The sequence below is a fragment of the Enterobacter sp. 22499 genome (assembly GCF_052044815.1).
Classification (GTDB): Bacteria; Pseudomonadota; Gammaproteobacteria; order Enterobacterales; family Enterobacteriaceae; genus Enterobacter; species Enterobacter bugandensis.
In genome coordinates this window covers 352,528-375,460 of record NZ_JBQENR010000003.1, presented here as the reverse complement: position 1 = coordinate 375,460, position 22,933 = coordinate 352,528, and the positions used below count along the sequence as shown (strand labels likewise).

General features: G+C 51.2%; 24 protein-coding genes. 11 read left to right on the top strand and 13 right to left on the bottom strand.

From position 1 onward, the window contains the following. Positions 1-294: 294 nt before the first annotated feature. Positions 295-1,428, top strand: coding sequence for an acyltransferase family protein (locus ACTJI7_RS12970; protein ID WP_063154380.1), 1,134 nt, complete (start codon positions 295-297; stop codon positions 1,426-1,428). A 102-nt stretch (positions 1,429-1,530) separates the two neighbouring features. On the opposite strand, the gene ACTJI7_RS12965 is transcribed toward ACTJI7_RS12970, so the two are convergent. Next, complete coding sequence (locus tag ACTJI7_RS12965; protein WP_155963350.1) at positions 1,531-1,782, bottom strand: hypothetical protein; 252 nt, start codon at positions 1,780-1,782, stop codon at positions 1,531-1,533. Between ACTJI7_RS12965 and yedE the strand changes: the two genes are divergently transcribed. Together yedE and yedF are read left to right on the top strand one after the other, a co-directional pair. Further along, complete coding sequence (gene yedE / locus ACTJI7_RS12960) at positions 1,781-2,992, top strand: selenium metabolism membrane protein YedE/FdhT (protein ID WP_248222505.1); 1,212 nt, start codon at positions 1,781-1,783, stop codon at positions 2,990-2,992. The two genes, ACTJI7_RS12965 and yedE, sit on opposite strands and share 2 nt — an antisense overlap. Beyond that, positions 2,989-3,222 (top strand): sulfurtransferase-like selenium metabolism protein YedF, encoded by a 234-nt coding sequence (gene yedF, locus ACTJI7_RS12955; protein ID WP_063154383.1) that lies wholly within the window; start codon positions 2,989-2,991, stop codon positions 3,220-3,222. The genes yedE and yedF overlap by 4 nt, the downstream gene beginning before the upstream one ends. 43 nt (positions 3,223-3,265) lie before the next feature. Here yedF and ompW read toward each other — a convergent pair whose 3' ends face one another. Beyond that, positions 3,266-3,898 (bottom strand): outer membrane protein OmpW, encoded by a 633-nt coding sequence (gene ompW, locus ACTJI7_RS12950; RefSeq protein WP_045260668.1) that lies wholly within the window; start codon positions 3,896-3,898, stop codon positions 3,266-3,268. A gap of 281 nt (positions 3,899-4,179) precedes the next feature. Here ompW and ACTJI7_RS12945 point away from each other — a divergent pair, with 281 nt between their 5' ends. The 4 genes from ACTJI7_RS12945 to yciA all read left to right on the top strand — a co-directional run bounded on the left by ACTJI7_RS12945 (position 4,180) and on the right by yciA (position 6,449). Further along, on the top strand, positions 4,180-4,584 hold the full coding sequence (locus ACTJI7_RS12945; RefSeq protein WP_440669396.1) for a YkgJ family cysteine cluster protein: 405 nt from the start codon (positions 4,180-4,182) through the stop codon (positions 4,582-4,584). Positions 4,585-4,609: 25 nt separating this feature from the next. Next, a complete protein-coding gene (locus ACTJI7_RS12940; protein ID WP_045630546.1) occupies positions 4,610-5,353 on the top strand; it encodes a YciC family protein in 744 nt (247 codons plus the stop codon). Positions 5,354-5,409: 56 nt separating this feature from the next. Next, complete coding sequence (locus ACTJI7_RS12935; protein ID WP_063154384.1) at positions 5,410-5,949, top strand: septation protein A; 540 nt, start codon at positions 5,410-5,412, stop codon at positions 5,947-5,949. 104 nt (positions 5,950-6,053) lie between these two features. Beyond that, positions 6,054-6,449: an acyl-CoA thioester hydrolase YciA gene (gene yciA / locus ACTJI7_RS12930; RefSeq protein ID WP_041909616.1), complete on the top strand. Its 396-nt coding sequence runs from the start codon at positions 6,054-6,056 to the stop codon at positions 6,447-6,449. Between the two features lie 38 nt (positions 6,450-6,487). Here yciA and tonB read toward each other — a convergent pair whose 3' ends face one another. Further along, positions 6,488-7,210: a TonB system transport protein TonB gene (gene tonB, locus ACTJI7_RS12925; protein ID WP_049138284.1), complete on the bottom strand. Its 723-nt coding sequence runs from the start codon at positions 7,208-7,210 to the stop codon at positions 6,488-6,490. 222 nt (positions 7,211-7,432) lie between these two features. Here tonB and ACTJI7_RS12920 point away from each other — a divergent pair, with 222 nt between their 5' ends. Next, positions 7,433-7,729, top strand: coding sequence for a YciI family protein (locus ACTJI7_RS12920; protein WP_045260670.1), 297 nt, complete (start codon positions 7,433-7,435; stop codon positions 7,727-7,729). Between the two features lie 34 nt (positions 7,730-7,763). On the opposite strand, the gene leuE is transcribed toward ACTJI7_RS12920, so the two are convergent. Beyond that, positions 7,764-8,399, bottom strand: a complete 636-nt coding sequence (gene leuE, locus ACTJI7_RS12915) for a leucine efflux protein LeuE (protein ID WP_028013423.1) — start codon at positions 8,397-8,399, stop codon at positions 7,764-7,766. 106 nt (positions 8,400-8,505) lie between these two features. After that, positions 8,506-8,679 (bottom strand): YciY family protein, encoded by a 174-nt coding sequence (locus ACTJI7_RS12910; RefSeq protein ID WP_086379783.1) that lies wholly within the window; start codon positions 8,677-8,679, stop codon positions 8,506-8,508. Between the two features lie 144 nt (positions 8,680-8,823). Here ACTJI7_RS12910 and cls point away from each other — a divergent pair, with 144 nt between their 5' ends. Then, entirely contained in the window at positions 8,824-10,284 is a 1,461-nt protein-coding gene (gene cls / locus ACTJI7_RS12905) for a cardiolipin synthase (RefSeq protein ID WP_028013424.1), read from the top strand. Positions 10,285-10,317: 33 nt separating this feature from the next. Further along, complete coding sequence (locus ACTJI7_RS12900) at positions 10,318-10,647, top strand: HI1450 family dsDNA-mimic protein (RefSeq protein WP_006810881.1); 330 nt, start codon at positions 10,318-10,320, stop codon at positions 10,645-10,647. Between the two features lie 31 nt (positions 10,648-10,678). Here ACTJI7_RS12900 and ACTJI7_RS12895 read toward each other — a convergent pair whose 3' ends face one another. From ACTJI7_RS12895 to ACTJI7_RS12865, 7 genes are all read right to left on the bottom strand, one after another. Continuing rightward, on the bottom strand, positions 10,679-11,515 hold the full coding sequence (locus tag ACTJI7_RS12895) for an ion transporter (RefSeq protein WP_045260682.1): 837 nt from the start codon (positions 11,513-11,515) through the stop codon (positions 10,679-10,681). Positions 11,516-11,563: 48 nt separating this feature from the next. After that, complete coding sequence (gene oppF, locus ACTJI7_RS12890) at positions 11,564-12,568, bottom strand: murein tripeptide/oligopeptide ABC transporter ATP-binding protein OppF (protein WP_041909608.1); 1,005 nt, start codon at positions 12,566-12,568, stop codon at positions 11,564-11,566. Beyond that, complete coding sequence (locus tag ACTJI7_RS12885) at positions 12,565-13,578, bottom strand: ABC transporter ATP-binding protein (RefSeq protein ID WP_028013427.1); 1,014 nt, start codon at positions 13,576-13,578, stop codon at positions 12,565-12,567. The genes oppF and ACTJI7_RS12885 overlap by 4 nt, the downstream gene beginning before the upstream one ends. An 11-nt stretch (positions 13,579-13,589) precedes the next feature. Beyond that, positions 13,590-14,498 (bottom strand): oligopeptide ABC transporter permease OppC, encoded by a 909-nt coding sequence (gene oppC, locus ACTJI7_RS12880; RefSeq protein WP_028013428.1) that lies wholly within the window; start codon positions 14,496-14,498, stop codon positions 13,590-13,592. A 14-nt stretch (positions 14,499-14,512) separates the two neighbouring features. After that, positions 14,513-15,433 (bottom strand): oligopeptide ABC transporter permease OppB, encoded by a 921-nt coding sequence (gene oppB / locus ACTJI7_RS12875; RefSeq protein WP_028013429.1) that lies wholly within the window; start codon positions 15,431-15,433, stop codon positions 14,513-14,515. A gap of 83 nt (positions 15,434-15,516) precedes the next feature. Then, positions 15,517-17,148: an oligopeptide ABC transporter substrate-binding protein OppA gene (oppA, locus tag ACTJI7_RS12870; RefSeq protein ID WP_028013430.1), complete on the bottom strand. Its 1,632-nt coding sequence runs from the start codon at positions 17,146-17,148 to the stop codon at positions 15,517-15,519. Positions 17,149-17,919: 771 nt separating this feature from the next. Beyond that, positions 17,920-18,567 carry a YchE family NAAT transporter gene (locus ACTJI7_RS12865; RefSeq protein ID WP_047368710.1) on the bottom strand — a complete coding sequence of 216 codons (648 nt, stop codon included), beginning with the start codon at positions 18,565-18,567 and terminating at the stop codon, positions 17,920-17,922. Positions 18,568-19,045: 478 nt separating this feature from the next. On the opposite strand from ACTJI7_RS12865, the gene adhE reads away from it, so the two are divergent. Next, positions 19,046-21,724: a bifunctional acetaldehyde-CoA/alcohol dehydrogenase gene (gene adhE / locus ACTJI7_RS12860; RefSeq protein ID WP_028013432.1), complete on the top strand. Its 2,679-nt coding sequence runs from the start codon at positions 19,046-19,048 to the stop codon at positions 21,722-21,724. Between the two features lie 66 nt (positions 21,725-21,790). Here adhE and tdk read toward each other — a convergent pair whose 3' ends face one another. Next, positions 21,791-22,405 carry a thymidine kinase gene (gene tdk, locus ACTJI7_RS12855; protein WP_028013433.1) on the bottom strand — a complete coding sequence of 205 codons (615 nt, stop codon included), beginning with the start codon at positions 22,403-22,405 and terminating at the stop codon, positions 21,791-21,793. Positions 22,406-22,933: the final 528 nt, after the last annotated feature.

Sequence of the window (22,933 nt, the reverse complement as noted above, 5' to 3'; positions counted from 1 at the left end):
TGGCAACCCTGCCAGACGGTTGCCCTCTTTTTTACACGTCCTTTTGTTTTACAGCGTTCCACTCCAATGAAATAAACGGAACATAAATACTGAATTGCACTTATCAACAGATTAGCGAGAAAAAAGCTGACGACATAGCGTCATGCGGTGCCGCGGGGTATAGAAATCAACCAATTTTCAAGGAATTAAATGTGATACATCATCTCGACGATAATAAGAAGCAATGCTAGAATGGCATCGAGGTCAGGTAAAGCCTTCCAATTATATCTATACAAATATCCGTAAGGTTTGAAGATGGATTTATACTTTTCGATTTACTTAGTTTTCACATGCTTAGCCTTGGCAATTGTGATTTTTAGCCTACCGCTATTCAAATTTATAGATGAAGATACTGAACCGACAAGGTCAAACAGTATAGATGGTATGAGATACGTCCTTGCCTCATTTGTCATATTTCATCATATGGATTGTGCTTACACATTTATTAAAAAAGGCAATTGGGCTCCGACATCAGACTTGTTGCTCTATTTTGGGCGATACGGGGTTGCTTTATTTTTTATGATTACAGCTTTTTTGTTTTGGGGGAAAATCAGAAAAGCAAATGAAGTGGATTGGATTGAATTATATAAAAAACGCCTTTACAGAATTGCACCGCTATCCGTATTTTGCTCCATAGCGGCTCTATCTTTACTTTTCTTATTAACCGAACGAAATGAATTTTCTCTTAGTGTAATAAACAACGCGCTTTCCTGGTTTGATTTGGGACTCTGGAATGACAAACCGCCGGTCACTACTTTCCAGTATCCTTTTATGGCTCTGGCTGGGGTGACGTGGACACTGCGCTGGGAATGGATTTTCTATTTCTCTCTTCCGTTGTTATATATGTTCAAAAAATGGTCCTTTGAATTAACCATTTTTCTTTTTGCCTTCTCCGTATATTTTCTTCCAGGCTTTACGAACGATTCATCTTTGTGGTCTTATTTTTTCACCGGAATGTTATGCCGGGAAATCAAAGACAGAATAGTCATAACAAAAAAACTGGCCAATGCCGCTTTGATTTGCACGATTCTTATAACCCTGTTAGCGCAACCAACACTTTACGGTCCTTCCGAGAAACTATTCCTCTGCGCGATATTCTTTTCAGTAGTTTCAGGCGCGAATCTTTTTGGATTTTTAATTACCAAAGCAGCCATTCGCCTCGGTGCAATAAGCTACAGTTTATATTTGACGCAAGGGTTGATTTTATTCCCTTTAATCCTTCACTTCAAAACAAACAATGAACCAGAGTTAAATGTTCATACTTTTGTGATCTTAGTCTTATGCTACGCGGCAATATGCCTTCTATCTTCCATTACTTACCACTTTATTGAAAGACCTTTCATAAAGAAAATGAGCATTAGTAGCATAAAGAAAGTATACGAGAAATAATCATCTCCGGCGCGCAGGCGCCGGAAATTAAAGTCATTGTTATATGATTCATTGGTTTTATTTTTATGATATACCATGGCAGGTGTTTCTACCCCCTGAGATTTAAGCCCCCCTCTCAGGCGTTAGACTCACTTTGTTACACCACGCCATCCAACGGTTATCTTCTGGAGCAAGCTTGAAAGTAAATGTTGAGAATATACGGTTTACAGTGAGTTGCAAGTTTCGATGACGGAGGTCATAAAAGGTGTAAGTAATTGGAAAATCTCTGTTGAGAACTTTTAGATATTTAGAAAAAGATATATATTCCAGTCCGCTTAATTCACTTACACCTTCTGAGTTCAGAGGCTTATTCATGTCATGGCAATCCTTCAAACAGACTTACCTGGTTAAGTTCTGGTCACCTGTTCCGGCCGTCATCGCGGCAGGCATTCTCTCTACTTATTATTTCGGCATTACCGGCACCTTCTGGGCCGTCACCGGTGAATTCACCCGCTGGGGTGGGCAACTGCTGCAACTCGCAGGCGTACACACCGAAGAGTGGGGATACTTCAAACTCATTCACCTGGACGGTACCCCGCTTACCCGTATCGACGGGATGATGATCGTCGGCATGTTCGGCGGCTGTTTCGCTGCGGCGCTGTGGGCAAACAACGTTAAGCTGCGCATGCCCAAAAGCCGCGTTCGCATCATGCAGGCGGTAGCCGGGGGTATGATTGCCGGGTTTGGCGCCCGCCTGGCGATGGGCTGTAATCTGGCCGCGTTCTTTACGGGGATTCCGCAGTTCTCCCTTCATGCCTGGTTTTTTGCCGTGGCCACGGCGATTGGCTCTTACTTCGGAGCAAAATTCACCCTTCTGCCGCTGTTCCGCATTCCGGTGAAAATGACAAAAGTCAGCGCGGCGTCCCCGCTAACCCAAAAACCGGAGCAGGCAAAGCGCCGTTTCCGCCTGGGTATGCTGGTCTTTTTTGCTATGATCGCATGGGCCATTTGCACGGCGATGAATCAGCCGAAGCTTGGCCTGGCGATGTTGTTCGGCGTCGGCTTTGGCCTGCTGATCGAACGCGCGCAGATCTGCTTTACCTCTGCGTTTCGCGATATGTGGATCACCGGAAGGACGATGATGGCGAAGGCAATCATTGCCGGCATGGCGGTGAGCGCTATCGGCATTTTCAGCTATGTTCAGCTCGGTGTTGAACCGAAGATCATGTGGGCTGGCCCGAACGCGGTGATTGGCGGTCTGCTGTTTGGCTTCGGGATTGTGCTGGCGGGCGGGTGTGAAACCGGCTGGATGTACCGCGCGGTTGAGGGACAGGTGCACTACTGGTGGGTCGGGCTTGGGAATGTCCTTGGATCCACACTCCTCGCATACTTCTGGGACGACGTGTCCCCGGTGCTTGCCACAAACTGGGACAAGGTTAACCTGCTGAGCGCTTTCGGCCCTCTCGGCGGCCTGCTGGTGACTTATGCCCTGCTGCTGGTCGCTTTTTTACTGGTTGTCGCGCAGGAGAAACGCTTCTTCCGCCGTGCCGTCGTCAAAACTGAAACGCAGGAGAACGCTGCATGAAAGAGATCGTCCCCGACTATCGTCTGGATATGGTCGGTGAACCCTGCCCGTATCCGGCGGTTGCCACGCTTGAGGCACTGCCGCAGCTGGTAAAAGGTGAAATTCTTGAGGTGGTGAGCGATTGTCCGCAATCCATCAACAACATTCCGCTGGATGCAAAAAACCACGGTTATACGGTGCTGGATATCCAGCAGGACGGGCCAACCATTCGCTATTTGATTCAGAAGTAATAGACGAAATGCGCCCCCTCGGGGGCGCATTAAACATACAGAATTAGAAACGATAACCCGCAGAGAACATGAACACCCACGGATCCAGACGCGTATTGATGCTTTGCTGCTCGCCGCCCGCCTTGAAGCGTACGTCCGTATCAATATCCATATACCAGACCGAGGCGTTGATCAGCCAGTCGCGGTTAATCAGATAGTCCAGACCAACCTGCCCAGCCATACCCCACGAGTCTTTCAGGCTGAGATCGGAGAGTCCTGCTTCTTTGCCGGTATCGTTGAATTTCTCATCGAAGAAGGTGGTGTAGTTCACACCCGCGCCAATATATGGACGTACCTTGCTGCTGGCATCGCCAAAGTACCATTGCGCCATCAGCGTTGGCGGTAAATGGTGAACCGTGGCGATATCACCGGTCGCACCAAGACCGACACGGTGACGGAACGGCGTTGCCGCCAAAAGCTCAACCCCAACGTTATCCGTCGCCATCCAGGTGAATGTTAAACCTAACTGGGTGTTGTTACTGACGTTAAAACCGCCCATCCCCAGCACGTTATCCGATCCTTCAGTTGGGCGAACCGTAGCCGAACCGGCACGAATAAAGAATTCGCCTGCTTCATGCGCATACGCGCCGCCAGAGAGACTGCTTAATACAAGGGCTGCCACCGCTAATTTTTTCATATCCGCTCCATCGTTGTGGTTTTAATCGCGGATGAGAATATACTCACAAAAGAGTAATAAGTGATCTGCCACAGATCACATTAAAACCAGTAAGTTAACATTCATTGATCTGGGTTAATTTTTTGTGGCGCTTTGAAAAGCAATAAGTTGTTTCTATGTCAATTTTTGGCATTTCACAGTTACAAAATTTTCTCTTTTCCCCCTCTTGCTCTTCCTCTGTCGGCTGGATAATTTATCGCTCTCACAAGTTGATTTGATGCGTTCTTTTTTGCAGGTGTGCCATGAGTGAAGTTAACCCGTGCATGACGTGCGGAGCCTGTTGTGCGTATTTTCGAGTCTCTTTCTACTGGGCTGAAGCCAGCGATGGCGGCGGTACCGTTCCGGTTCATTTTACTGAGCCGTTAACCCCCTTTCTACGCTGCATGAGCGGCACCAATCAAAAGCAGGCCCGCTGTGTCGCGCTGCAGGGTGAGCCCGGGGTTTCGACCCGGTGCGCAATCTATGAGGATCGCCCCAGCCCGTGCCGGGAATTTGCCATGTCGGGGGAAGATGGGCAGGTCAACGAAGCCTGTAATCGCGCGCGCGCGCGCTTTGGATTACCGCCGCTTTACAAAGATATGCTTTTCCATACAAGCCTTGATGCTGCCACAGCAGGTTCATCCGGTGTACAATTGCCGGCTAATTAACACCTGCAATACGCAAGGAGAGTGCATGTCTATCACGGCGAAGTCTGTCTACCGTGACACGGGAAATTTTTTCCGCAATCAGTTCATTACCTTTTTACTGATCGCGTTGCTTTGCGCCTTTATCACTGTGGTGCTCGGTCATGCGTTCTCACCGAGTGAAGAACAGATTGCCAGCCTGAGCCAGGGCGACCATCTTGCAGGAAGCGTGGGGCTATTTGAACTGGTGCAAAACATGACGCCAGAGCAGCAACAAATTCTGCTCCGGGCGTCTGCCGCATCCACGTTTTCTGGCCTGATTGGTAACGCCATTCTGGCGGGCGGCGTTTTGCTGATGATCCAACTGGTGTCGGCGGGCCACCGGGTCAGCGCCTTGCGGGCAATTGGCGCCAGCGCGCCGGTCTTACCTAAGCTGTTTATTCTGATCTTTTTAACCACCATGCTGGTGCAGATGGGAATTATGCTGGTTGTGGTGCCGGGCGTGTTACTGGCTATTGTGCTCGCTTTTGCCCCAGTAATGGTTGTGCAGGATAAAATGGGAATTTTTACCGCGATGCGCAGCAGCATCAGGCTGGCATGGGCTAATATGCGTCTGGTGGCTCCCGCAGTCATTGCCTGGCTGCTGGCAAAAACGCTCCTGCTTCTGTTTGCTCCGAATTTTGCGGTATTAACCCCGAACGTCGGCGCGGTGGTCGCGAATACACTGAGCAACCTGATTTCAGCGGTGCTGCTTGTCTATCTGTTCCGCCTGTATATGTTAATTCGTCAGTAACCCTGATGCCGGGTGCATGACAGGGCCCGGCTCAACAAAGAAGATGGAATCACAGAATGAAGCAGTTTCTTGATTTTTTACCGCTGGTGGTCTTTTTCGCGTTTTACAAACTGTATGACATTTATGCTGCCACCACGGCGCTGATTATTGCGACAGCGGTTGTGCTGATCTACAGCTGGGTGCGCTACCGTAAAGTTGAAAAAATGGCGCTGGTGACGTTCGTCCTGGTCGCCGTATTCGGTGGGCTAACCCTCTTCTTCCACAATGATGAATTTATCAAGTGGAAAGTGACGGTGATCTACGCGCTGTTTGCGGGTGCGCTGCTCATCAGCCAGTGGGTGATGAAAAAGCCGCTGATCCAGCGCATGCTCGGCAAAGAGCTGACGCTGCCTCAGGAAGTCTGGTCGCGCCTGAATATCGCCTGGGCCGTGTTCTTTATCGTTTGCGGTCTTGCCAATATCTATATCGCTTTCTGGCTGCCACAGAATATCTGGGTCAACTTCAAGGTCTTCGGCCTGACGGCCCTGACGCTGATATTCACCCTGCTAAGCGGCATTTATATCTATCGCCACATGCCGCAGGACGACAAGCACTGATTGCTGACTGACCAGAACGTGTTCGACAGGCGTTCTGGTCTATTCTCTCCGCTGTGAAATCATAGTAGCATCCCGCCTGAAGTCTTCCGTTATGAGTTAAAACAATGACAACAAATAACGCCCCTCAGGGCGAACTGGTTTTACGCACACTGGCAATGCCCGCTGACACCAATGCCAATGGCGATATTTTTGGCGGCTGGCTGATGTCGCAGATGGATATGGGCGGCGCAATTCTGGCAAAAGAGATTGCTCACGGACGCGTGGTGACCGTGCGGGTGGATGGAATGACCTTCCTGCGCCCGGTTGCGGTAGGTGATGTGGTTTGCTGTTACGCCCGCTGCGTAAAGCGCGGCAATACATCCATCTCCATCAACATTGAAGTCTGGGTGAAGAAAGTCTCTTCTGAACCGATTGGACAGCGCTATAAAGCAACTGAAGCGCTGTTTATTTATGTCGCTGTCGATAGCGACGGTAAACCTCGTCAGCTTCCGCCAGCCTGAATGGCAGGCAAAAAAAAGCCTCCTTTCGGAGGCTTTTATTATTCCATCTGCGCCCCGCCATTCAGGCGGAAAACAATGTTCACGATCAGTCCGCTTCCCGGTTTACCGGGTTCGTAGCGCCATCTGCGCATCGCCGACTTCACTTCGCGCTCAAACATATTTGAAGGTTGCGCAGACAGAATTTCCACGTTATCCACGCGGCCATCCGCAGTGACGTCAAATTTCACCCGTACGCGACCTTCAATACGCAAGGCCTGAGCCCGCGCCGGATACTGAGGCTGATTACGGCTCAACGCACGTGGGCCCGCTGGTGCGGCAACCGTCGGCTTCGCCGCCGGTGCGCTGTTATTCATGACCGGACGCGAAGGCGCTGTATTCTCGACCGGCTGGGTCGCGCGCGGTTCAACCGGGCGTTCTTCACGTTTCGGACGCTCCTCGACCTTCTTCACCGGCTTTGGCTTCGGCTTAGGTTTTGGCTTCGGTTCAGGTTTGTGGATCACCACCGGTGCCTCCTTCGGTGGCTCCGGTACAGGCTCGGGTTCCGGTTCAGGCTCAGCAACCGGCTGTGGCGGTGGTGGCGCAACCTGCGGCGGTTCGAGATCCGCTGGCGAGACCATGGTTACCGAGATCGGCTGGGCGGGTGCGGGCATTTCAATAACCTGATGAACCGAGGTGTAGAGCAAACCCGCCACGACGGCACCGTGAATCACGACGGACAACAGCGTCGGCCAGGGAAAGCGGCGAGGTAAATCAAGGGTCATCGAAGTCATAATCATCAACGTTAAAAAACCGGACCCTGATTTTAAATGCAAATAGCAATCATATTCAATAAGACACTTTGTTCTGGCGCAATTAAAGCACAGGAGTGGTCAAAAAAAGGACATCCAGATCGGGGTATTAACGTTGTTTTTATCTTTACATTGCAGTCAATTGCCCTTTCACATAACGTAACTGACACTTTATAACGCTTAAGGAGCTTCACCGTGCTTTACGTGATTTACTCTGAAGATGTCGCTGATTCCCTCGAAAAACGTCTCTCTGTTCGCCCTGCCCATCTGGCTCGCCTGCAGCTGCTCCAGGACGAAGGCCGTTTGCTGACCGCGGGTCCAATGCCTGCTGTTGACAGCAATGACCCGGGAGCCGCCGGTTTTTCTGGCTCCACGGTTATTGCTGAGTTTGAGTCTCTTGAAGCGGCGCAGGCCTGGGCTGACGCAGACCCATACGTTGCGGCGGGTGTGTATGCAAAAGTGACGGTGCGACCGTATAAGAAAGTGTTCTGAGGTAAAAAGGCTCCCGCAGGAGCCTTTCTTCACATTAATGCAGTGACGCTAACCGCGCCGCAAACCCGACAAACAGCAGCCCTATCAGCCCGTTCCCCAGCTTTGCCAGTTTCTTTTTGGTTTTCAGATAACGCGTAACAAACGCCCCAGAGAAGATCAGGAAGCTCATGTACATAAAGCTAATCAGCTCAAGCGTGGTAGCGAGGATCAGGAAAGAGGTCCCGGTATTTTGCGCATTCACGTCGATAAACTGCACAAAGAACGAAACGTAGAACAGAATCGCTTTTGGATTGGTCAGGCTCAGGACGAGGGAGCGTTTCATGATCGTGCTGGCAGGCTCGGTTCCGCTCTCTTGAGCATTATTCTGACGTGTGATCACCGACCAGAGCATTTTTCCGCCCAACCACAGCAGATAGAAAGCCCCGAGATAGCGCACGATATTAAAGAGTACGGGGGTCGTCTGGATCAATGCCGCAACACCCGCCCAGGCCAGGAACATCAATACCGCATCACCGATAAACACGCCGGTCGCGGCAAGATACCCTTTTTTAACACCGTGACCAATCCCCGTTTTCAGCACAAACAGGGTGTTTGGCCCGGGAACCAGCACGATAAAAAATGCGCCAACAACATACGTCCAGAAATTCAGTACGCCAAACTCCGCAAACACCTCTCCCTCCTTTTGCTAAAAATAACCGGAATATCGCCGCAATAACGATATTCGCAAAATAAGACACAATATAATCAGCGGGCACCTTGCGGTGCCCTCATGGGTTTCAGATATCCTGGACTGCGAACAGCAACGCATTGCGGTGCCGGGTCAATCCACATTTTCTGATGGCGTGGATACGCATATTGCGGCGGGATTGTGCTTCCAGCCAACGAGCCTTGCGACGACTCACCTGTCGCAACATACGCCAGCGCCCTACTTCTGTTCTACTGCGCTTCATGTCTACAACTCTTTCTCAAACAGAGCCGCCATTATAAACCCAACCCGGCAGCAAACCAGCGCTTTTACCTGGCGTTTTTATTTGCCAGATGAATCCTGATGCGTACACTCATAACAATACGCTTTCAAAAGGATTTTTTTATCTATGACAACCTTCTACACCGTGGTGAGTTGGCTGGTCATTCTGGGATACTGGCTGTTAATCGCGGGTGTGACGTTACGCATCCTGATGAAGCGCAGAGCCGTACCCTCTGCCATGGCCTGGCTTCTGATCATTTATATCCTCCCACTGGTGGGAATTATTGCCTATCTCTCTTTCGGTGAGCTTCATCTGGGTAAGCGCCGTGCCGAGCGGGCGCGCGCAATGTGGCCTTCCACCGCGAAGTGGCTTAACGATCTCAAAGCCTGTAAGCATATCTTTGCCGAGGAGAACAGCAGCGTCGCCTCCTCGCTGTTTAAGCTCTGCGAGCGCCGCCAGGGGATTGGCGGCGTTAAGGGCAATCAGCTCCAGCTTCTGACGTCGTCCGATGATGTCATGCAGGCGTTAATCCGCGATATTCAGCTGGCTCGCCATAATATTGAGATGGTGTTTTATATCTGGCAGCCCGGCGGCATGGCTGACCAGGTCGCTGAATCCCTGATGGCGGCTGCACGCAGGGGGATCCACTGCCGTCTGATGCTGGACTCCGCGGGCAGCGTGGCATTTTTCCGTAGCCCCTGGGCGGGCATGATGCGTAACGCCGGTATCGAGGTGGTTGAGGCACTGAAGGTGAATCTCCTGCGCGTGTTTCTGCGCCGGATGGACCTTCGCCAGCACCGTAAAATGGTCATGATCGATAACTATATTGCCTACACCGGCAGTATGAACATGGTTGACCCGCGCTTCTTTAAACAGGACTCCGGCGTCGGGCAATGGGTGGATCTGATGGCGCGAATGGAGGGGCCGATTGCCACCTCGATGGGCATCGTTTACTCCTGCGACTGGGAGATAGAGACCGGCAAGCGTATCCTGCCGCCACCGCCGGATGGCAATATTATGCCGTTTGAAGAGGCCAGCGGTCATACAATTCATACTATCGCCTCCGGACCAGGCTTCCCGGAGGACTTGATTCACCAGGCGCTGCTGACGGCAACCTACTCCGCGCGTGAATATCTGATCATGACGACGCCCTACTTTGTCCCCAGCGATGATCTGCTGCACGCGATTTGTACCGCAGCGCAGCGCGGCGTCGATGTCAGTATCATTCTGCCCCGCAAAAATGACTCCCTTCTGGTGGGCTGGGCCAGCCGTGCCTTCTTTAGCGAACTGCTTGCCGCCGGGGTGAAAATTTACCAGTTTGAAGGCGGTCTCCTGCACACCAAGAGCGTGCTGGTCGACGGCGAATTAAGCCTGGTGGGCACGGTTAACCTTGATATGCGCAGCCTGTGGCTAAACTTTGAAATCACCCTGGTGATTGATGACGCCGGCTTTGGCGGTGACCTGGCGGCGGTTCAGGATGACTATATCTCCCGCTCGCGGCTGCTGGATGCCAGGCTGTGGGTAAAACGTCCGTTATGGCAGCGAATAGCTGAACGACTGTTTTACTTCTTTAGTCCGTTGCTGTAAAACGTGCCCAACGATGTTAAACAGGTAGTCATCATGGAAATGGATCTGAACAATCGCCTGACCGAAGACGAAACGCTCGAGCAGGCCTATGACATTTTTCTCGAACTGGCGGTTGATAACCTCGATCCCGCAGACGTGATCCTCTTTAATCTGCAGTTCGAAGAGCGCGGCGGTGCCGAATTGTTCGACCCTTCAGAGGACTGGGCCGAACATGTAGATTTCGACCTGAACCCTGACTTCTTTGCCGAAGTGGTTATTGGGCTGGCTGATGAAGACGGCGGTGAAATTAACGACATTTTTGCGCGCGTCCTGCTGTGTCGTGAGAAAGACCACAAGCTGTGCCACATACTCTGGCGCGAATAATAAAAAAGGCTGCGATAGCAGCCTTTTTTATTTAATCCGGTAACGCGCTTCCGCAGCGGTTGCAAAACCGCGCGCTGTGTTCATGATCGGCCTGGTGGCAGTTCGGACATTTGCGCCGCTGTTTATGGTTCTGAAACGCGCTGCTCATGTGCGTGGTAATAAGCCCCGTCGGAATGGCAATTACCGAATACCCAATCAGAATCAGCACGGATGCCACAATACGTCCCAGCGGCGTATGGGGCGTTATATCGCCATACCCCACGGTCGTAACGGTCACTATCGCCCAGTAGACGGACGCGTTGAGCGTCGTGAAGCCATATTTCGGCCCTTCGATCAAATACATCAGCGCGCCAAAAACAATCATGACGATGGCAATAAACGAATAGAACAGAATAAGCTGATGGCGTGCGCTGACGATCGCACTCCAGAATACGCGCAGCGACGGCATAAAGCGCAGTAACTTCAGAATACGCAAGACCCGAATAACGCGCATCGCTCGCCAGGCGAAAACATAGTTGAGGCTGATCTCCGGCCACAGCCACATCACATAGAGCGGCAGGATCGTCGCTAAATCAATAAAGCCCCAGAAGCTAAAGACGTACTTTGCCGGGTTGGGCCAGCAAACAACACGCAGAATATACTCAGCGGTAAAGACCAGGGTAATAATAAGTTCCAGCCAGACAAACGCATGCCATTCCTCAAATGTCAGGTGATATTGCGTCCCCACACCCGATTCAATAAAGATGACCACTACGCTCAATAGCGCAAACAGCGCACACAGACCTTCAAAACGGCGTCCCGATACCGTTTCAGGATCGAATAAAAGATGATAGAGCCGCCGACGGGCTGAAGTGAATAAACGCGACACGGTAACCTCGCAAAAAAATAAGGGCTGACATCATGTCAGCCCTTGCGATTATAGCGGGTCTACTTTCAGGCAGGAAACCGCATGTCGGAAACTGCCCTCCAGCACCGGTCGCGTTTTCGCGCATTCCGGCCCGGCCATTGGGCATCGCGTGCGGAACACGCAGCCCGACGGCGGATTGATCGGCGACGGCAATTCCCCTTCCAGAAGCTGAATCGTTTTATTCTTTTCCAGATCCGGATCGGGGATCGGCACAGCCGACATCAGCGCTTTGGTATAAGGGTGCAGCGGGTTATGGTACACCTCGTCATAGGTTCCCAGTTCCACGGCATGGCCCAGATACATCACCAGCACGCGGTCGGAGATGTGTTTTACCACCGCCAGGTCGTGCGCAATGAAGATTAGCGACAGCCCCATTTCGCGCTGTAGTTTCTGAAGCAGGTTAACCACCTGCGCCTGAATCGACACGTCCAGCGCGGAGACCGGTTCATCACAAATAATCAGTTTCGGCTCAAGGATAAGCGCACGCGCAATGCCAATACGCTGACACTGGCCGCCTGAAAATTCATGCGGGTAACGGTTAATGAGGTTAGGCAACAACCCGACTTTGAGCATCATCGCCTTCACGCGGTCGCGGACTTCCTGACGCGGCATCTTTGGATGATAGGTGCGCAGCGGTTCGGCGATAATCTCACCGATGGTCATACGCGGGTTTAATGAGGCCAGCGGATCCTGGAAAATCATCTGGATATCGCTGCGCACGTCGCGCCACTCGTCAGGCTTCATGCCCAGCAGATCTTTGCCCAGCCAGGCCACTTTGCCGCCGGTGGCTTTCACCAGACCGATAATCGCACGCGCAAAGGTGGATTTACCGCAGCCGGATTCGCCCACCACGCCCAGGGTTTCCCCCTCGTACAGACGCAAGGTGACGCCATCTACCGCTTTCAGGGTCTTCGGCGGCTGCCAGAACCACTGCTTGCCATCTTTGATGTCGAAATGCACCTTGAGGTCGGCGATTTCGAGCAGCACGTTGCGTTTTTCATCTACTGCGTTCATACCAGCTCCTCCTGCGGCTTAAAGCAGGCGCGCAGACGGCCTGGGGCAAATTCTTCCAGCGGCGGCGCGCTGTTACAGATTTCCATCGCGTGCGGGCAGCGCGGCTGGAACGGACAGCCTTTCGGCAGTCGCAGCAGGTTTGGCGGGTTGCCCGGAATGGTGAGCAGGGACTCCCCTTCCGCATCAAGACGCGGCACCGCGTTCAGCAGGCCAATCGAGTACGGATGGGCTGGCTGATAGAATACGTCGCGCGCTTTGCCGTATTCCATGGTGCGCCCGGCGTACATCACAAGCACTTTGTCACAGATACCGGCAACCACGCCCAGATCGTGGGTGATCATGATAATCGCCGTGTTGAACTCACGCTTAAGCTCGTTCAGCAGGGTCATGATTTGCGCCTGCACGGTGACGTCCAGCGCGGTAGTCGGTTCATCGGCAATCAGCAGTTTTGGCCGGCACAGCAGCGCCATGGCAATCATTACGCGCTGACGCATACCACCAGAGAACTCGTGCGGGAACATGCGCATGCGCTTGCGTGCTTCCGGCATTTTTACCGCATCCAGCATTTTAACGGATTCCTCAAAAGCTTCCGCTTTGCCCAGACCTTTGTGCAGCATCAGGACTTCCATCAGCTGCTCACCGACGCGCATATACGGGTTCAGGGAGGTCATCGGATCCTGGAAAATCATTGAGATCTGTTCGGCGCGAAGCTTGTTCAGCTCGAGCTCCGGCAGGTTAAGAATTTCGCGACCGTTGAATTTCGCCGAACCGCCAATAACGCCGTTAGCGGCCAGCAGGCCCATTAACGCAAAAGCCGTCTGGGATTTTCCAGAGCCGGATTCACCCACGATCCCCAGCGTTTCCCCTTTGCTCAGGTTAAAGTTGAGATCGTTGACCGCAGTAACATCGCCGTCCGGGGTTTTAAAGGTCACGCGGAGGTCTTTAACATCCAGCAGTAGATTACTCTGCTGCTGCGCCTGTGGCGCGGTGGCCGTTTCAATAATTGTCATGACGGCGCTCCTTAACGGTCTTTCGGGTCGAGGGCATCACGCAGGCCATCGCCGATAAAGTTAAAACAAAACAGGGTAACGACCAGGAAACCCGCCGGATAAAGCAGCAGCCACGGTGAAACTTCCATCGAGTTTGCGCCGTCGCTCAGCAGCGCGCCCCAGCTGCTCAGTGGCTCCTGCGTGCCCAGCCCCAGGAAGCTGAGGAAGGATTCAAACAGAATCATGCTTGGCACCAGCAGTGAGGCATAGACCACCACCACGCCCAGCACGTTAGGCACGATATGGCGAACCACGATATTACTGGTTGATACCCCCCCTACCTGCGCCGCTTCGATAAACTCTTTGCGTTTGAGGCTCAGCGTCTGGCCGCGCACGATACGCGCCATATCCAGCCAGGAAACCATCCCGATGGCCACGAAGATCAACAGGATGTTCTGGCCGAAGAATGTCACCAGCAAAATCACGAAGAACATAAACGGGAAGGAGTTCAGGATTTCCAGGAGACGCATCATCACCGAGTCTACTTTGCCGCCAAGGTAGCCGGAAAGCGCGCCGTAAAGCGTCCCCACGATCACCGCCACCAGCGCGGCGGCGATACCGACCATCAGGGAAATACGGCCACCAATCGCCACGCGCACCAGCAAATCACGGCCGGATGAATCGGTGCCGAAATAGTGGCCGGACTCCATATCAGGCGCGCTGGACATCATGCCCCAGTCCGTATCGAAATAGGTAAATTGCGACAGCATCGGCGCCAGGGTGACAAACAGCGCGATGATCACCAGCACAACCAGGCTGGCGACCGCCGCACGGTTATGCATAAAGCGACGGCGCGCGTCCTGCCAGAGGCTACGACCTTCTACTTCCAGTTTTTCACTGAAGTTTTCCAGCGCCTCGCTGTTTTTCTTACTCAACATCATGGCGTGCTCCAGCGTTAGTAACGAATTTTCGGGTCGATAACGGCATAAAGCACATCGACAACGGCGTTAAAGAGAATGGTCAGTGCGCCCACGAGGATCGTGAGGCTCAGAACGAGCGAGTAGTCACGGTTAAGCGCCCCGTTTACGAACAGTTGACCAATACCCGGCAGGCCGTAAATTGTTTCGATAACCATTGAACCCGTAATGATGCCGACGAATGCCGGTCCCATATAGGAGAGCACAGGCAGCAGCGCCGGCTTAAGCGCGTGGCGGAAGATGATCCGGCGCATCGGCAGCCCTTTCGCGCGCGCGGTGCGGATGAAGTTTGAGTGCAGCACTTCGATCATTGAACCACGGGTAATACGCGCGATACTGGCGATGTAGGCCAGCGATAATGCCACCATCGGCAAAATCATGAACTTCAATGCCCCGCCGTTCCAGCCGCCCCCGGGCAGCCATTTCAGCGTGATGGCAAATATCATCACCAGCAATGGCGCGACAACGAAGCTGGGTATGACTACCCCGGTCATTGCCACCCCCATTACGGCATAATCCCATTTGGTATTTTGTCTGAGCGCGGCGATAACGCCTGCAGTGACCCCGAGAACGACGGCCAGAATGAATGCTGCAGCACCCAGTTTTGCCGAGACCGGGAAGCTGGAGGCCACCAGATCGTTAACGGAATAGTCTTTATATTTAAATGACGGTCCAAAATCACCGTGCGCCAGCTGCTTCAGATAATTGAAGTATTGGGTGGTGATGGGATCGTTTAAGTGATACTTCGCTTCGATGTTGGCCATGACTTCTGGCGGCAACGTACGTTCACCGGTAAATGGACTTCCCGGCGCGAGACGCATCATAAAGAAGGAAATCGTAATTAGAATAAATAACGTTGGTATCGCTTCTAAACAGCGACGCAGGATAAATTTCAACATTGCCCGTACCTTCTGGCGTGTGCCTGATGAATGTTACAAAGTAGACACAGTGGGGCAAGCCAGGCTCGCCCCACGTATTGCCATTAATGCTTGATAATATAAAGATTCTTAACGGAAATATTATCCAACGGGTCTTTACCGGTATAACCCCCTACCCACGGTTTCACCAGACGGGCGTTAACGTAGTAGTAAACCGGTACAATTGCAGAGTCTTTATCGAGCTGTTCTTCTGATTTCGCGTACAGCTCTGCGCGCTGCGCATCGTCAGACACTTTCAGGGTTTCAGCGATGATCTTGTCAAACGCCGGGCTCTTATAGTGCGCCGTGTTGTTTGAACTGTCGCTGAGCATGGTGTTCAGGAATGATGTCGGTTCGTTATAGTCCGCACACCAGCCCGCACGCGCCACGTCGAAGGTCCCCTGATGACGCGTATCGAGGAAGGTTTTCCACTCCTGGTTTTCCAGCTTAACGTTCACGCCCAGGTTTTTCTTCCAGATAGACGCGACGGCAATCGCCAGTTTTTTATGCAGATCTGATGTGTTATACAGCAGGTTGAACGTCAGCGGCTTGTCTGCGGTGTATCCTGCTTCAGCCAGCAGTTTTTTCGCTTCTTCGTTACGTTTTTCCTGCGACCATTTGAACCACTCAGGCTCAACCAGTTTCATCCCATCGGTATACGGAGGCGTGTAGCTGTACGCCGGCAGATCGCCCTGGTTTTTCACTTTGTTCACGATGATATCGCGATCCAGTGCCAGCTTCAGCGCGGTACGAACGCGCACGTCGGTGAACGGTGCTTTCTGGTTGTTGATTTCGTAATAATAGGTGCACAGATATGGATCGACGTGAACTTCTTTCGGGATCTCTTTCTTCAGCTTCTGGAACAGTTCAATCGGCATGTTGTTATAGGTCATGTCGATTTCACCGCTGCGGTAGCGGTTAACGTCGGTCACTTCGGAAGAGATTGGCAGGTAGGTGACCTGATTAATCACGGTCTTCGCGTTATCCCAGTACTGAGGGTTACGCTCCAGCACCATACGTTCGTTGACCACCCAGTCTTTCAGCTTATAGGCGCCGTTGGTCACGATATTGGCAGGCTGCGTCCATTTTTCACCAAATTTTTCCACGGCGGATTTTGGTACCGGCGAGACGGACGGGTGAACCAGCAGCTTATAGAAGTACGGAACAGGTTCGCTCAACGTCACTTCAAAGGTATTAGCATCGATCGCCTTCACGCCCAGGTCGGTGACCGGCTTTTTACCGGCGATGATGTCATCGATATTGGCGATGTGGCCATACTGCAGATAGCTCGCATACGGAGAGGCGGTATTTGGATTCGCCAGGCGCTGCCAGCTATACACGAAATCTTCGGCGGTAACCGGTGTACCGTCGGACCATTTGGCATCTTTACGCAGATGGAAGGTCCAGACTTTGAAATCTTTGTTTTCCCACTTTTCTGCCACACCCGGTGCCGGGTGGCCGTCTACGTCAGTCACCAGCAGACCTTCGAACAGGTCGCGGTTAACGTTTGACTCAGGAACGCCTTCAATTTTATGCGGATCGAGAGACTGCACTTCCGCACCGTTGTTACGCACCAGCGTCTGTTTTTCCGCCAGCTGAACACCTGCAGGAACGTCCGCAGCCATTGCAGCGTTTCCCGCGATTAGCGCAGTTAAAATCCCCGCCGCTACCAGATTTTTTTTTGTGATGATGGACATTGTGTTGGTACTCCACTCATTATAATTACTGGCTTTCGCCAGCTGTCTAATCCCCTGTTGGGGCCTGTACAGCGCAGGAGTTTTTTTTGCTGCTGTCAGGTTCTTTTTTTACTGCTTGCTATCACCGACTTTTTTATTACTGACCGCTCGTATGGCCGTCTTGCGTCGATTCTTGCCAGGCCTCCCCTGTTTGAGACCTGTGCTGGATATCTGAGAAGAGGATTATATGAAAATAATTCTCATCTACTTGTTTTAGGCTGCAAAATAGTAGGCCGGAAAGTATCAAATGGCGTAAACACGCGCCAATACATTTTGCAAATTTGTTAAGCAATTCTCTTTTACGGCCCAGGTCGTATCGTCCTGCCCAGCCCTTCCATACGTTAATCATCCTAAAAAACACTTAAAATTCAAACCAATATGGAAGATATTCCCTTCAGGCGCGTCGCTGCATTTTCATCGCGTAGTTTTGTACGAAAATTTAACAATTGATTATTATTTAGCACATTCATCTAACGAAATGTTGAAATTACTAATATCATTTCGGTTATCCCGCAGCAAGCCCAAGACTATCGTGTGAGTAAAATAACAGTGCGTTCGAAGATTTTCTGTGCAGGCAGGCTTGAGATGAATTCATAACTCTATGAAATATATGAGATGAACATTATTAGTAGAATTTATTATGACAGGTAAGCTTTTCAACTTTATTTATATGATTTGCTGATATTGATACAAAAAAAACGGCGCCGAAGCGCCGTTCTTTCATATGAAATATCAATGTAACAAGCCGGGGAAAATGCTTTTAATACCCGTGACAATGAATTCGATCCCGAGTGCCATTAACAGCAGCCCCATGATACGCGTAATAACGTTGATGCCGGTCTGCCCCAGCAGGCGTACCAGCCACGGCGCCATGCGGAATACGCCCCAGCAACAGAGTGCGAAAACGGCAATCGCGACAGAAAAACCAATCAAATGCATGAGGCTATGGTAACGCGTGCCCCAGACAATGGTTGAACTGATGGCACCCGGCCCGGCCATAAGGGGCAATGCCAACGGAACCACGCCGATACTTTCGCGGATGGCGGTTTCTGACTTTTCCTGCTTGTTCTGCTTATCCTCACCCAGCTTACCGCTGATCATGGACATGGCAATGGTCACCACCAGGATCCCGCCCGCAATGCGGAAGGAGTCAATCGAGATGCCAAAGAGCTGGAGAATGGCATCACCCAGGAAAAGCGAGGTGAGCAAAATGATCGCCACAGACAGGTTAGCGGTAAGATTGGTTTTGTTCCGGGCCGCCGCCGTCTGGTAACTGGTCATACTAATGAAGACAGGAATGATCCCCACCGGGTTGACCAGGGCAAACAGACCAATAAAAAATTTGAAATACGTTGGAAAATCAAAGAGCGTTTGGATCACGTTTTGCTCCGCTTTTGCGCATGCCCGGGACAGTTACATTGTTAGGAAAAATCGCGCTGAAGATACGCTTTTTATTAGCATACTTCACCAGAAATCTGTGCCAAAACGTTAGCATTTCAGAATGTTAAACATATGTTGAGACAATGATAGCGTCACTTCCAATAGTTACTTAATTAATTAACAGTGGAAATATATCCATTAAATAACCCTGCTGAAAGGTATCAGCTTGGTGGAAAATTGACGCAGATCATGATTTCCGTACTCAGAAGTGAGTAATCTTGATTACGCCCCCAGGGAGGTCACCTGACAAAAAGGGATGATGCTAAGGTAAGGCTCTTTTAGTAAATTAGTGTACTGGAGCATAAAGTAACCCTTTGTTTTACTTTATGTAACGCAAGTCGTATTGGCACTGTCTATACTGTCTGACGTATCGAGCGCTGGTTTACTAAAAGAGTTTAAACATTATCAGGAGAGCATTATGGCTGTTACTAATATCGCTGAACTGAACGCCCTCGTCGAGCGCGTTAAAAAAGCCCAGCGTGAATATGCCAATTTCACCCAAGAACAGGTTGATAAAATCTTCCGCGCGGCCGCTCTGGCTGCTGCAGATGCTCGAATCCCTCTCGCTAAAATGGCCGTTGCCGAATCTGGCATGGGTATCGTTGAAGATAAAGTGATCAAAAACCACTTTGCTTCTGAGTATATCTACAACGCCTATAAAGATGAGAAAACCTGTGGCGTTCTGTCTGAAGACGACACCTTCGGGACGATCACCATCGCCGAGCCTATCGGCATCATTTGCGGTATTGTTCCAACGACTAACCCTACTTCAACGGCTATCTTCAAATCGCTGATCAGCCTGAAGACCCGTAACGCAATCATCTTCTCTCCACATCCACGTGCGAAAGACGCAACAAATAAAGCAGCCGACATCGTTCTGCAGGCAGCAATTGCTGCGGGCGCACCAAAAGATCTGATTGGCTGGATCGACCAACCTTCTGTTGAACTGTCTAACGCGCTGATGCATCACCCGGACATTAACCTGATTCTGGCGACCGGTGGTCCTGGTATGGTTAAAGCAGCATACAGCTCCGGTAAACCAGCAATCGGTGTAGGCGCAGGTAACACCCCCGTTGTTATCGATGAAACCGCTGACATCAAACGTGCTGTTGCGTCTGTGCTGATGTCTAAAACCTTCGATAACGGCGTTATCTGTGCATCTGAACAGTCTGTAGTTGTTGTTGATTCCGTGTACGATGCAGTACGCGAGCGTTTCGCCAGCCACGGCGGCTACCTGCTGCAGGGCAAAGAGCTGAAAGCGGTTCAGGACATCATCCTCAAAAATGGCGCGCTGAACGCTGCCATCGTAGGTCAGCCAGCCTATAAAATCGCTGAACTCGCGGGCTTTACCGTTCCGGCGACCACCAAGATCCTGATCGGTGAAGTTAAAGTTGTCGACGAAAGCGAGCCGTTTGCTCACGAAAAACTGTCTCCTACGCTTGCTATGTACCGTGCGAAAGATTTCGAAGACGCGGTAGAAAAAGCCGAGAAGCTGGTTGCCATGGGCGGTATCGGTCATACCTCATGTCTGTACACCGACCAGGATAACCAGCCAGAGCGTGTTGCCCACTTCGGTCAGATGATGAAAACTGCCCGTATCCTGATTAACACCCCTGCTTCTCAGGGTGGTATCGGTGACCTGTATAACTTCAAACTCGCACCTTCCCTGACTCTGGGTTGTGGTTCCTGGGGTGGTAACTCCATCTCTGAAAACGTTGGTCCAAAACATCTGATCAACAAGAAAACCGTTGCTAAGCGAGCTGAAAACATGTTGTGGCACAAACTTCCGAAATCTATCTACTTCCGCCGTGGCTCTCTGCCAATCGCGCTGGATGAAGTGATTACTGATGGCCACAAACGTGCGCTCATCGTGACTGACCGTTTCCTGTTCAACAACGGCTACGCTGACCAGATCACCTCTGTGCTGAAAGCGGCTGGCGTCGAAACTGAAGTGTTCTTCGAAGTTGAAGCTGACCCAACCCTGAGCGTTGTACGCAAAGGTGCTGAACTGGCGAACTCCTTCAAACCAGATGTGATTATCGCACTGGGTGGTGGTTCCCCAATGGACGCCGCGAAAATCATGTGGGTTATGTACGAACATCCGGAAACCCACTTCGAAGAACTGGCGCTGCGCTTTATGGACATCCGTAAACGTATCTACAAGTTCCCGAAAATGGGCGTGAAAGCGAAAATGATCGCCGTCACCACTACTTCCGGTACCGGCTCAGAAGTGACGCCATTCGCGGTAGTAACAGATGACGCAACAGGTCAGAAATACCCGCTGGCTGACTACGCGCTGACGCCAGATATGGCTATCGTTGATGCCAACCTGGTCATGGAAATGCCGAAGTCTCTGTGTGCGTTCGGTGGTCTGGATGCCGTGACTCACGCGCTGGAAGCCTACGTTTCTGTACTGGCGTCTGAGTTCTCTGACGGTCAGGCTCTGCAGGCCCTGAAACTGCTGAAAGAAAACCTGCCAGCGTCCTACAACGAAGGTTCTAAAAACCCTGTAGCACGTGAACGTGTCCACAGTGCAGCAACCATCGCGGGTATCGCGTTTGCGAACGCCTTCCTGGGTGTTTGCCACTCTATGGCGCACAAGCTGGGTTCACAGTTCCACATTCCTCACGGTCTGGCGAACGCCCTGTTGATCAGCAACGTTATCCGCTATAACGCCAACGACAACCCAACCAAGCAGACTGCGTTCAGCCAGTATGACCGTCCGCAAGCGCGCCGTCGTTATGCTGAAATCGCTGACCACCTTGGTCTGAGCGCACCGGGCGACCGTACTGCTGCGAAGATTGAGAAACTGCTGGCATGGCTGGAAAGCCTGAAAGCTGAACTGGGTATTCCTAAATCTATCCGTGAAGCAGGCGTTCAGGAAGCTGACTTCCTCGCTCACGTAGACAAGCTGTCTGAAGATGCCTTCGATGACCAGTGTACTGGTGCTAACCCGCGCTACCCACTGATCTCCGAGCTGAAACAGATTCTGCTGGATACCTACTACGGTCGTGAGTTCAAAGAAGGTGACGTTGCTGCTGTGAAAACAGAAGCTCCGGTCATTAAAGCTGACAAGAAAGCGAAGAAAAGCGCTTAACTGACAGTCTGATGAAAAAAACCCGCCTGTATGGCGGGTTTTTTTATGTCTGAATAACGGCGGATATTATTTTCTGTTGTCGTGCTGGATCGCCGTCAGCGAGCCTACGGACAACGCTTCCTTATAATGCTTACGACAGACCGACACATAGCGTTCATTGCCACCAATCACCACCTGCTCACCGTCCGCATAAGGTTTTCCAGCCTGGTCGAGACGAAGCACCATGCTGGCCTTGCGTCCGCAGAAACAGATAGTTTTTAGTTCAACCAGCTTATCTGACCAGGCGAGCAAATACTGGCTTCCTGCAAACAGCTCCCCGCGGAAGTCCGTACGCAGCCCGTAGCACAGGACGGGGATATCGAGCTCATCAACCACTTCAGAGAGCGCGTGCACCTGTTCACGTGTCAGGAACTGGCTCTCATCAACCAGCACGCAGTGAATGGGCTCTGACGCATGCGCAGCGCGGATATCCTCCAGCAGGTCAGTTTGCGGGTTAAACAGCCTGGCAGGCGAAGAGAGGCCTATTCTGGAACTCACCTTCCCTGCACCGAAGCGATCGTCGATTTCAGCGGTATAAACAACGGTACGCATTCCTCGTTCCTGGTAATTGTATGAGGATTGCAGCAGTGCGGTGGATTTCCCGGCATTCATTGCCGAATAGTAGAAATAAAGTTGTGCCATTGGCCGTAAAACCCTAATCAATGTGTAATATTCCCGATGATTCATTGTACCATATTTTGTCTGGTCATCAGCGACACGCCGCACAAACGATGCCGTGCTGAAAGGTGTAAAACGCCCTCTTTTCGCAAAAATAATCCGCTAAAACAGAGAGTAATGACGGTCATGCTGGTGAATAGGTTATATGGTTAGCCAAACATAACACTTCTTTTTATAGTGGAATCTGCGTTCATTAAAATTCACTATTTATTAACTATTCCTGCCTTAACACCGTCGGCTGGAACTAATACAAAAGGCTGATATTTATCCGCCGCAACTATAATTCCTGCGGCAAATGTCACAAAAAAAAGATGCAAGCGGCGGGGTTAAGCAGGTTATCGTGATAACAAGCGAGACTGCCAAAGAGGAAATTTAAGTTAGCGTAATTAATAATAGCGGCTTTATTTAGTATTTTTTGAATTCCTTACATTCCTGGCTATTGCACATCTGAATTTATGGCTCTATTATTAGGTCAACAAACCACCCCCCATT

Bases quoted from the DNA above. Each gene is read 5' to 3' on its own strand.
- ACTJI7_RS12885 (WP_028013427.1), bottom strand. From the start codon at position 13,578: ATGACAATTATTGAAACGGCCACCGCGCCACAGGCGCAGCAGCAGAGT.
- ACTJI7_RS12900 (WP_006810881.1), top strand. From the start codon at position 10,318: ATGGAAATGGATCTGAACAATCGCCTGACCGAAGACGAAACGCTCGAG.
- tonB (WP_049138284.1), bottom strand. From the start codon at position 7,210: ATGACCCTTGATTTACCTCGCCGCTTTCCCTGGCCGACGCTGTTGTCC.
- ACTJI7_RS12970 (WP_063154380.1), top strand. From the start codon at position 295: ATGGATTTATACTTTTCGATTTACTTAGTTTTCACATGCTTAGCCTTG.
- oppF (WP_041909608.1), bottom strand. From the start codon at position 12,568: ATGAACGCAGTAGATGAAAAACGCAACGTGCTGCTCGAAATCGCCGAC.
- yedE (WP_248222505.1), top strand. From the start codon at position 1,781: ATGTCATGGCAATCCTTCAAACAGACTTACCTGGTTAAGTTCTGGTCA.
- oppC (WP_028013428.1), bottom strand. From the start codon at position 14,498: ATGATGTTGAGTAAGAAAAACAGCGAGGCGCTGGAAAACTTCAGTGAA.
- ACTJI7_RS12935 (WP_063154384.1), top strand. From the start codon at position 5,410: ATGAAGCAGTTTCTTGATTTTTTACCGCTGGTGGTCTTTTTCGCGTTT.
- yciA (WP_041909616.1), top strand. From the start codon at position 6,054: ATGACAACAAATAACGCCCCTCAGGGCGAACTGGTTTTACGCACACTG.
- cls (WP_028013424.1), top strand. From the start codon at position 8,824: ATGACAACCTTCTACACCGTGGTGAGTTGGCTGGTCATTCTGGGATAC.
- ACTJI7_RS12945 (WP_440669396.1), top strand. From the start codon at position 4,180: ATGAGTGAAGTTAACCCGTGCATGACGTGCGGAGCCTGTTGTGCGTAT.
- ACTJI7_RS12940 (WP_045630546.1), top strand. From the start codon at position 4,610: ATGTCTATCACGGCGAAGTCTGTCTACCGTGACACGGGAAATTTTTTC.
- tdk (WP_028013433.1), bottom strand. From the start codon at position 22,405: ATGGCACAACTTTATTTCTACTATTCGGCAATGAATGCCGGGAAATCC.
- ompW (WP_045260668.1), bottom strand. From the start codon at position 3,898: ATGAAAAAATTAGCGGTGGCAGCCCTTGTATTAAGCAGTCTCTCTGGC.
- yedF (WP_063154383.1), top strand. From the start codon at position 2,989: ATGAAAGAGATCGTCCCCGACTATCGTCTGGATATGGTCGGTGAACCC.
- oppB (WP_028013429.1), bottom strand. From the start codon at position 15,433: ATGTTGAAATTTATCCTGCGTCGCTGTTTAGAAGCGATACCAACGTTA.
- oppA (WP_028013430.1), bottom strand. From the start codon at position 17,148: ATGTCCATCATCACAAAAAAAAATCTGGTAGCGGCGGGGATTTTAACT.
- ACTJI7_RS12910 (WP_086379783.1), bottom strand. From the start codon at position 8,679: ATGAAGCGCAGTAGAACAGAAGTAGGGCGCTGGCGTATGTTGCGACAG.
- adhE (WP_028013432.1), top strand. From the start codon at position 19,046: ATGGCTGTTACTAATATCGCTGAACTGAACGCCCTCGTCGAGCGCGTT.
- ACTJI7_RS12965 (WP_155963350.1), bottom strand. From the start codon at position 1,782: ATGAATAAGCCTCTGAACTCAGAAGGTGTAAGTGAATTAAGCGGACTG.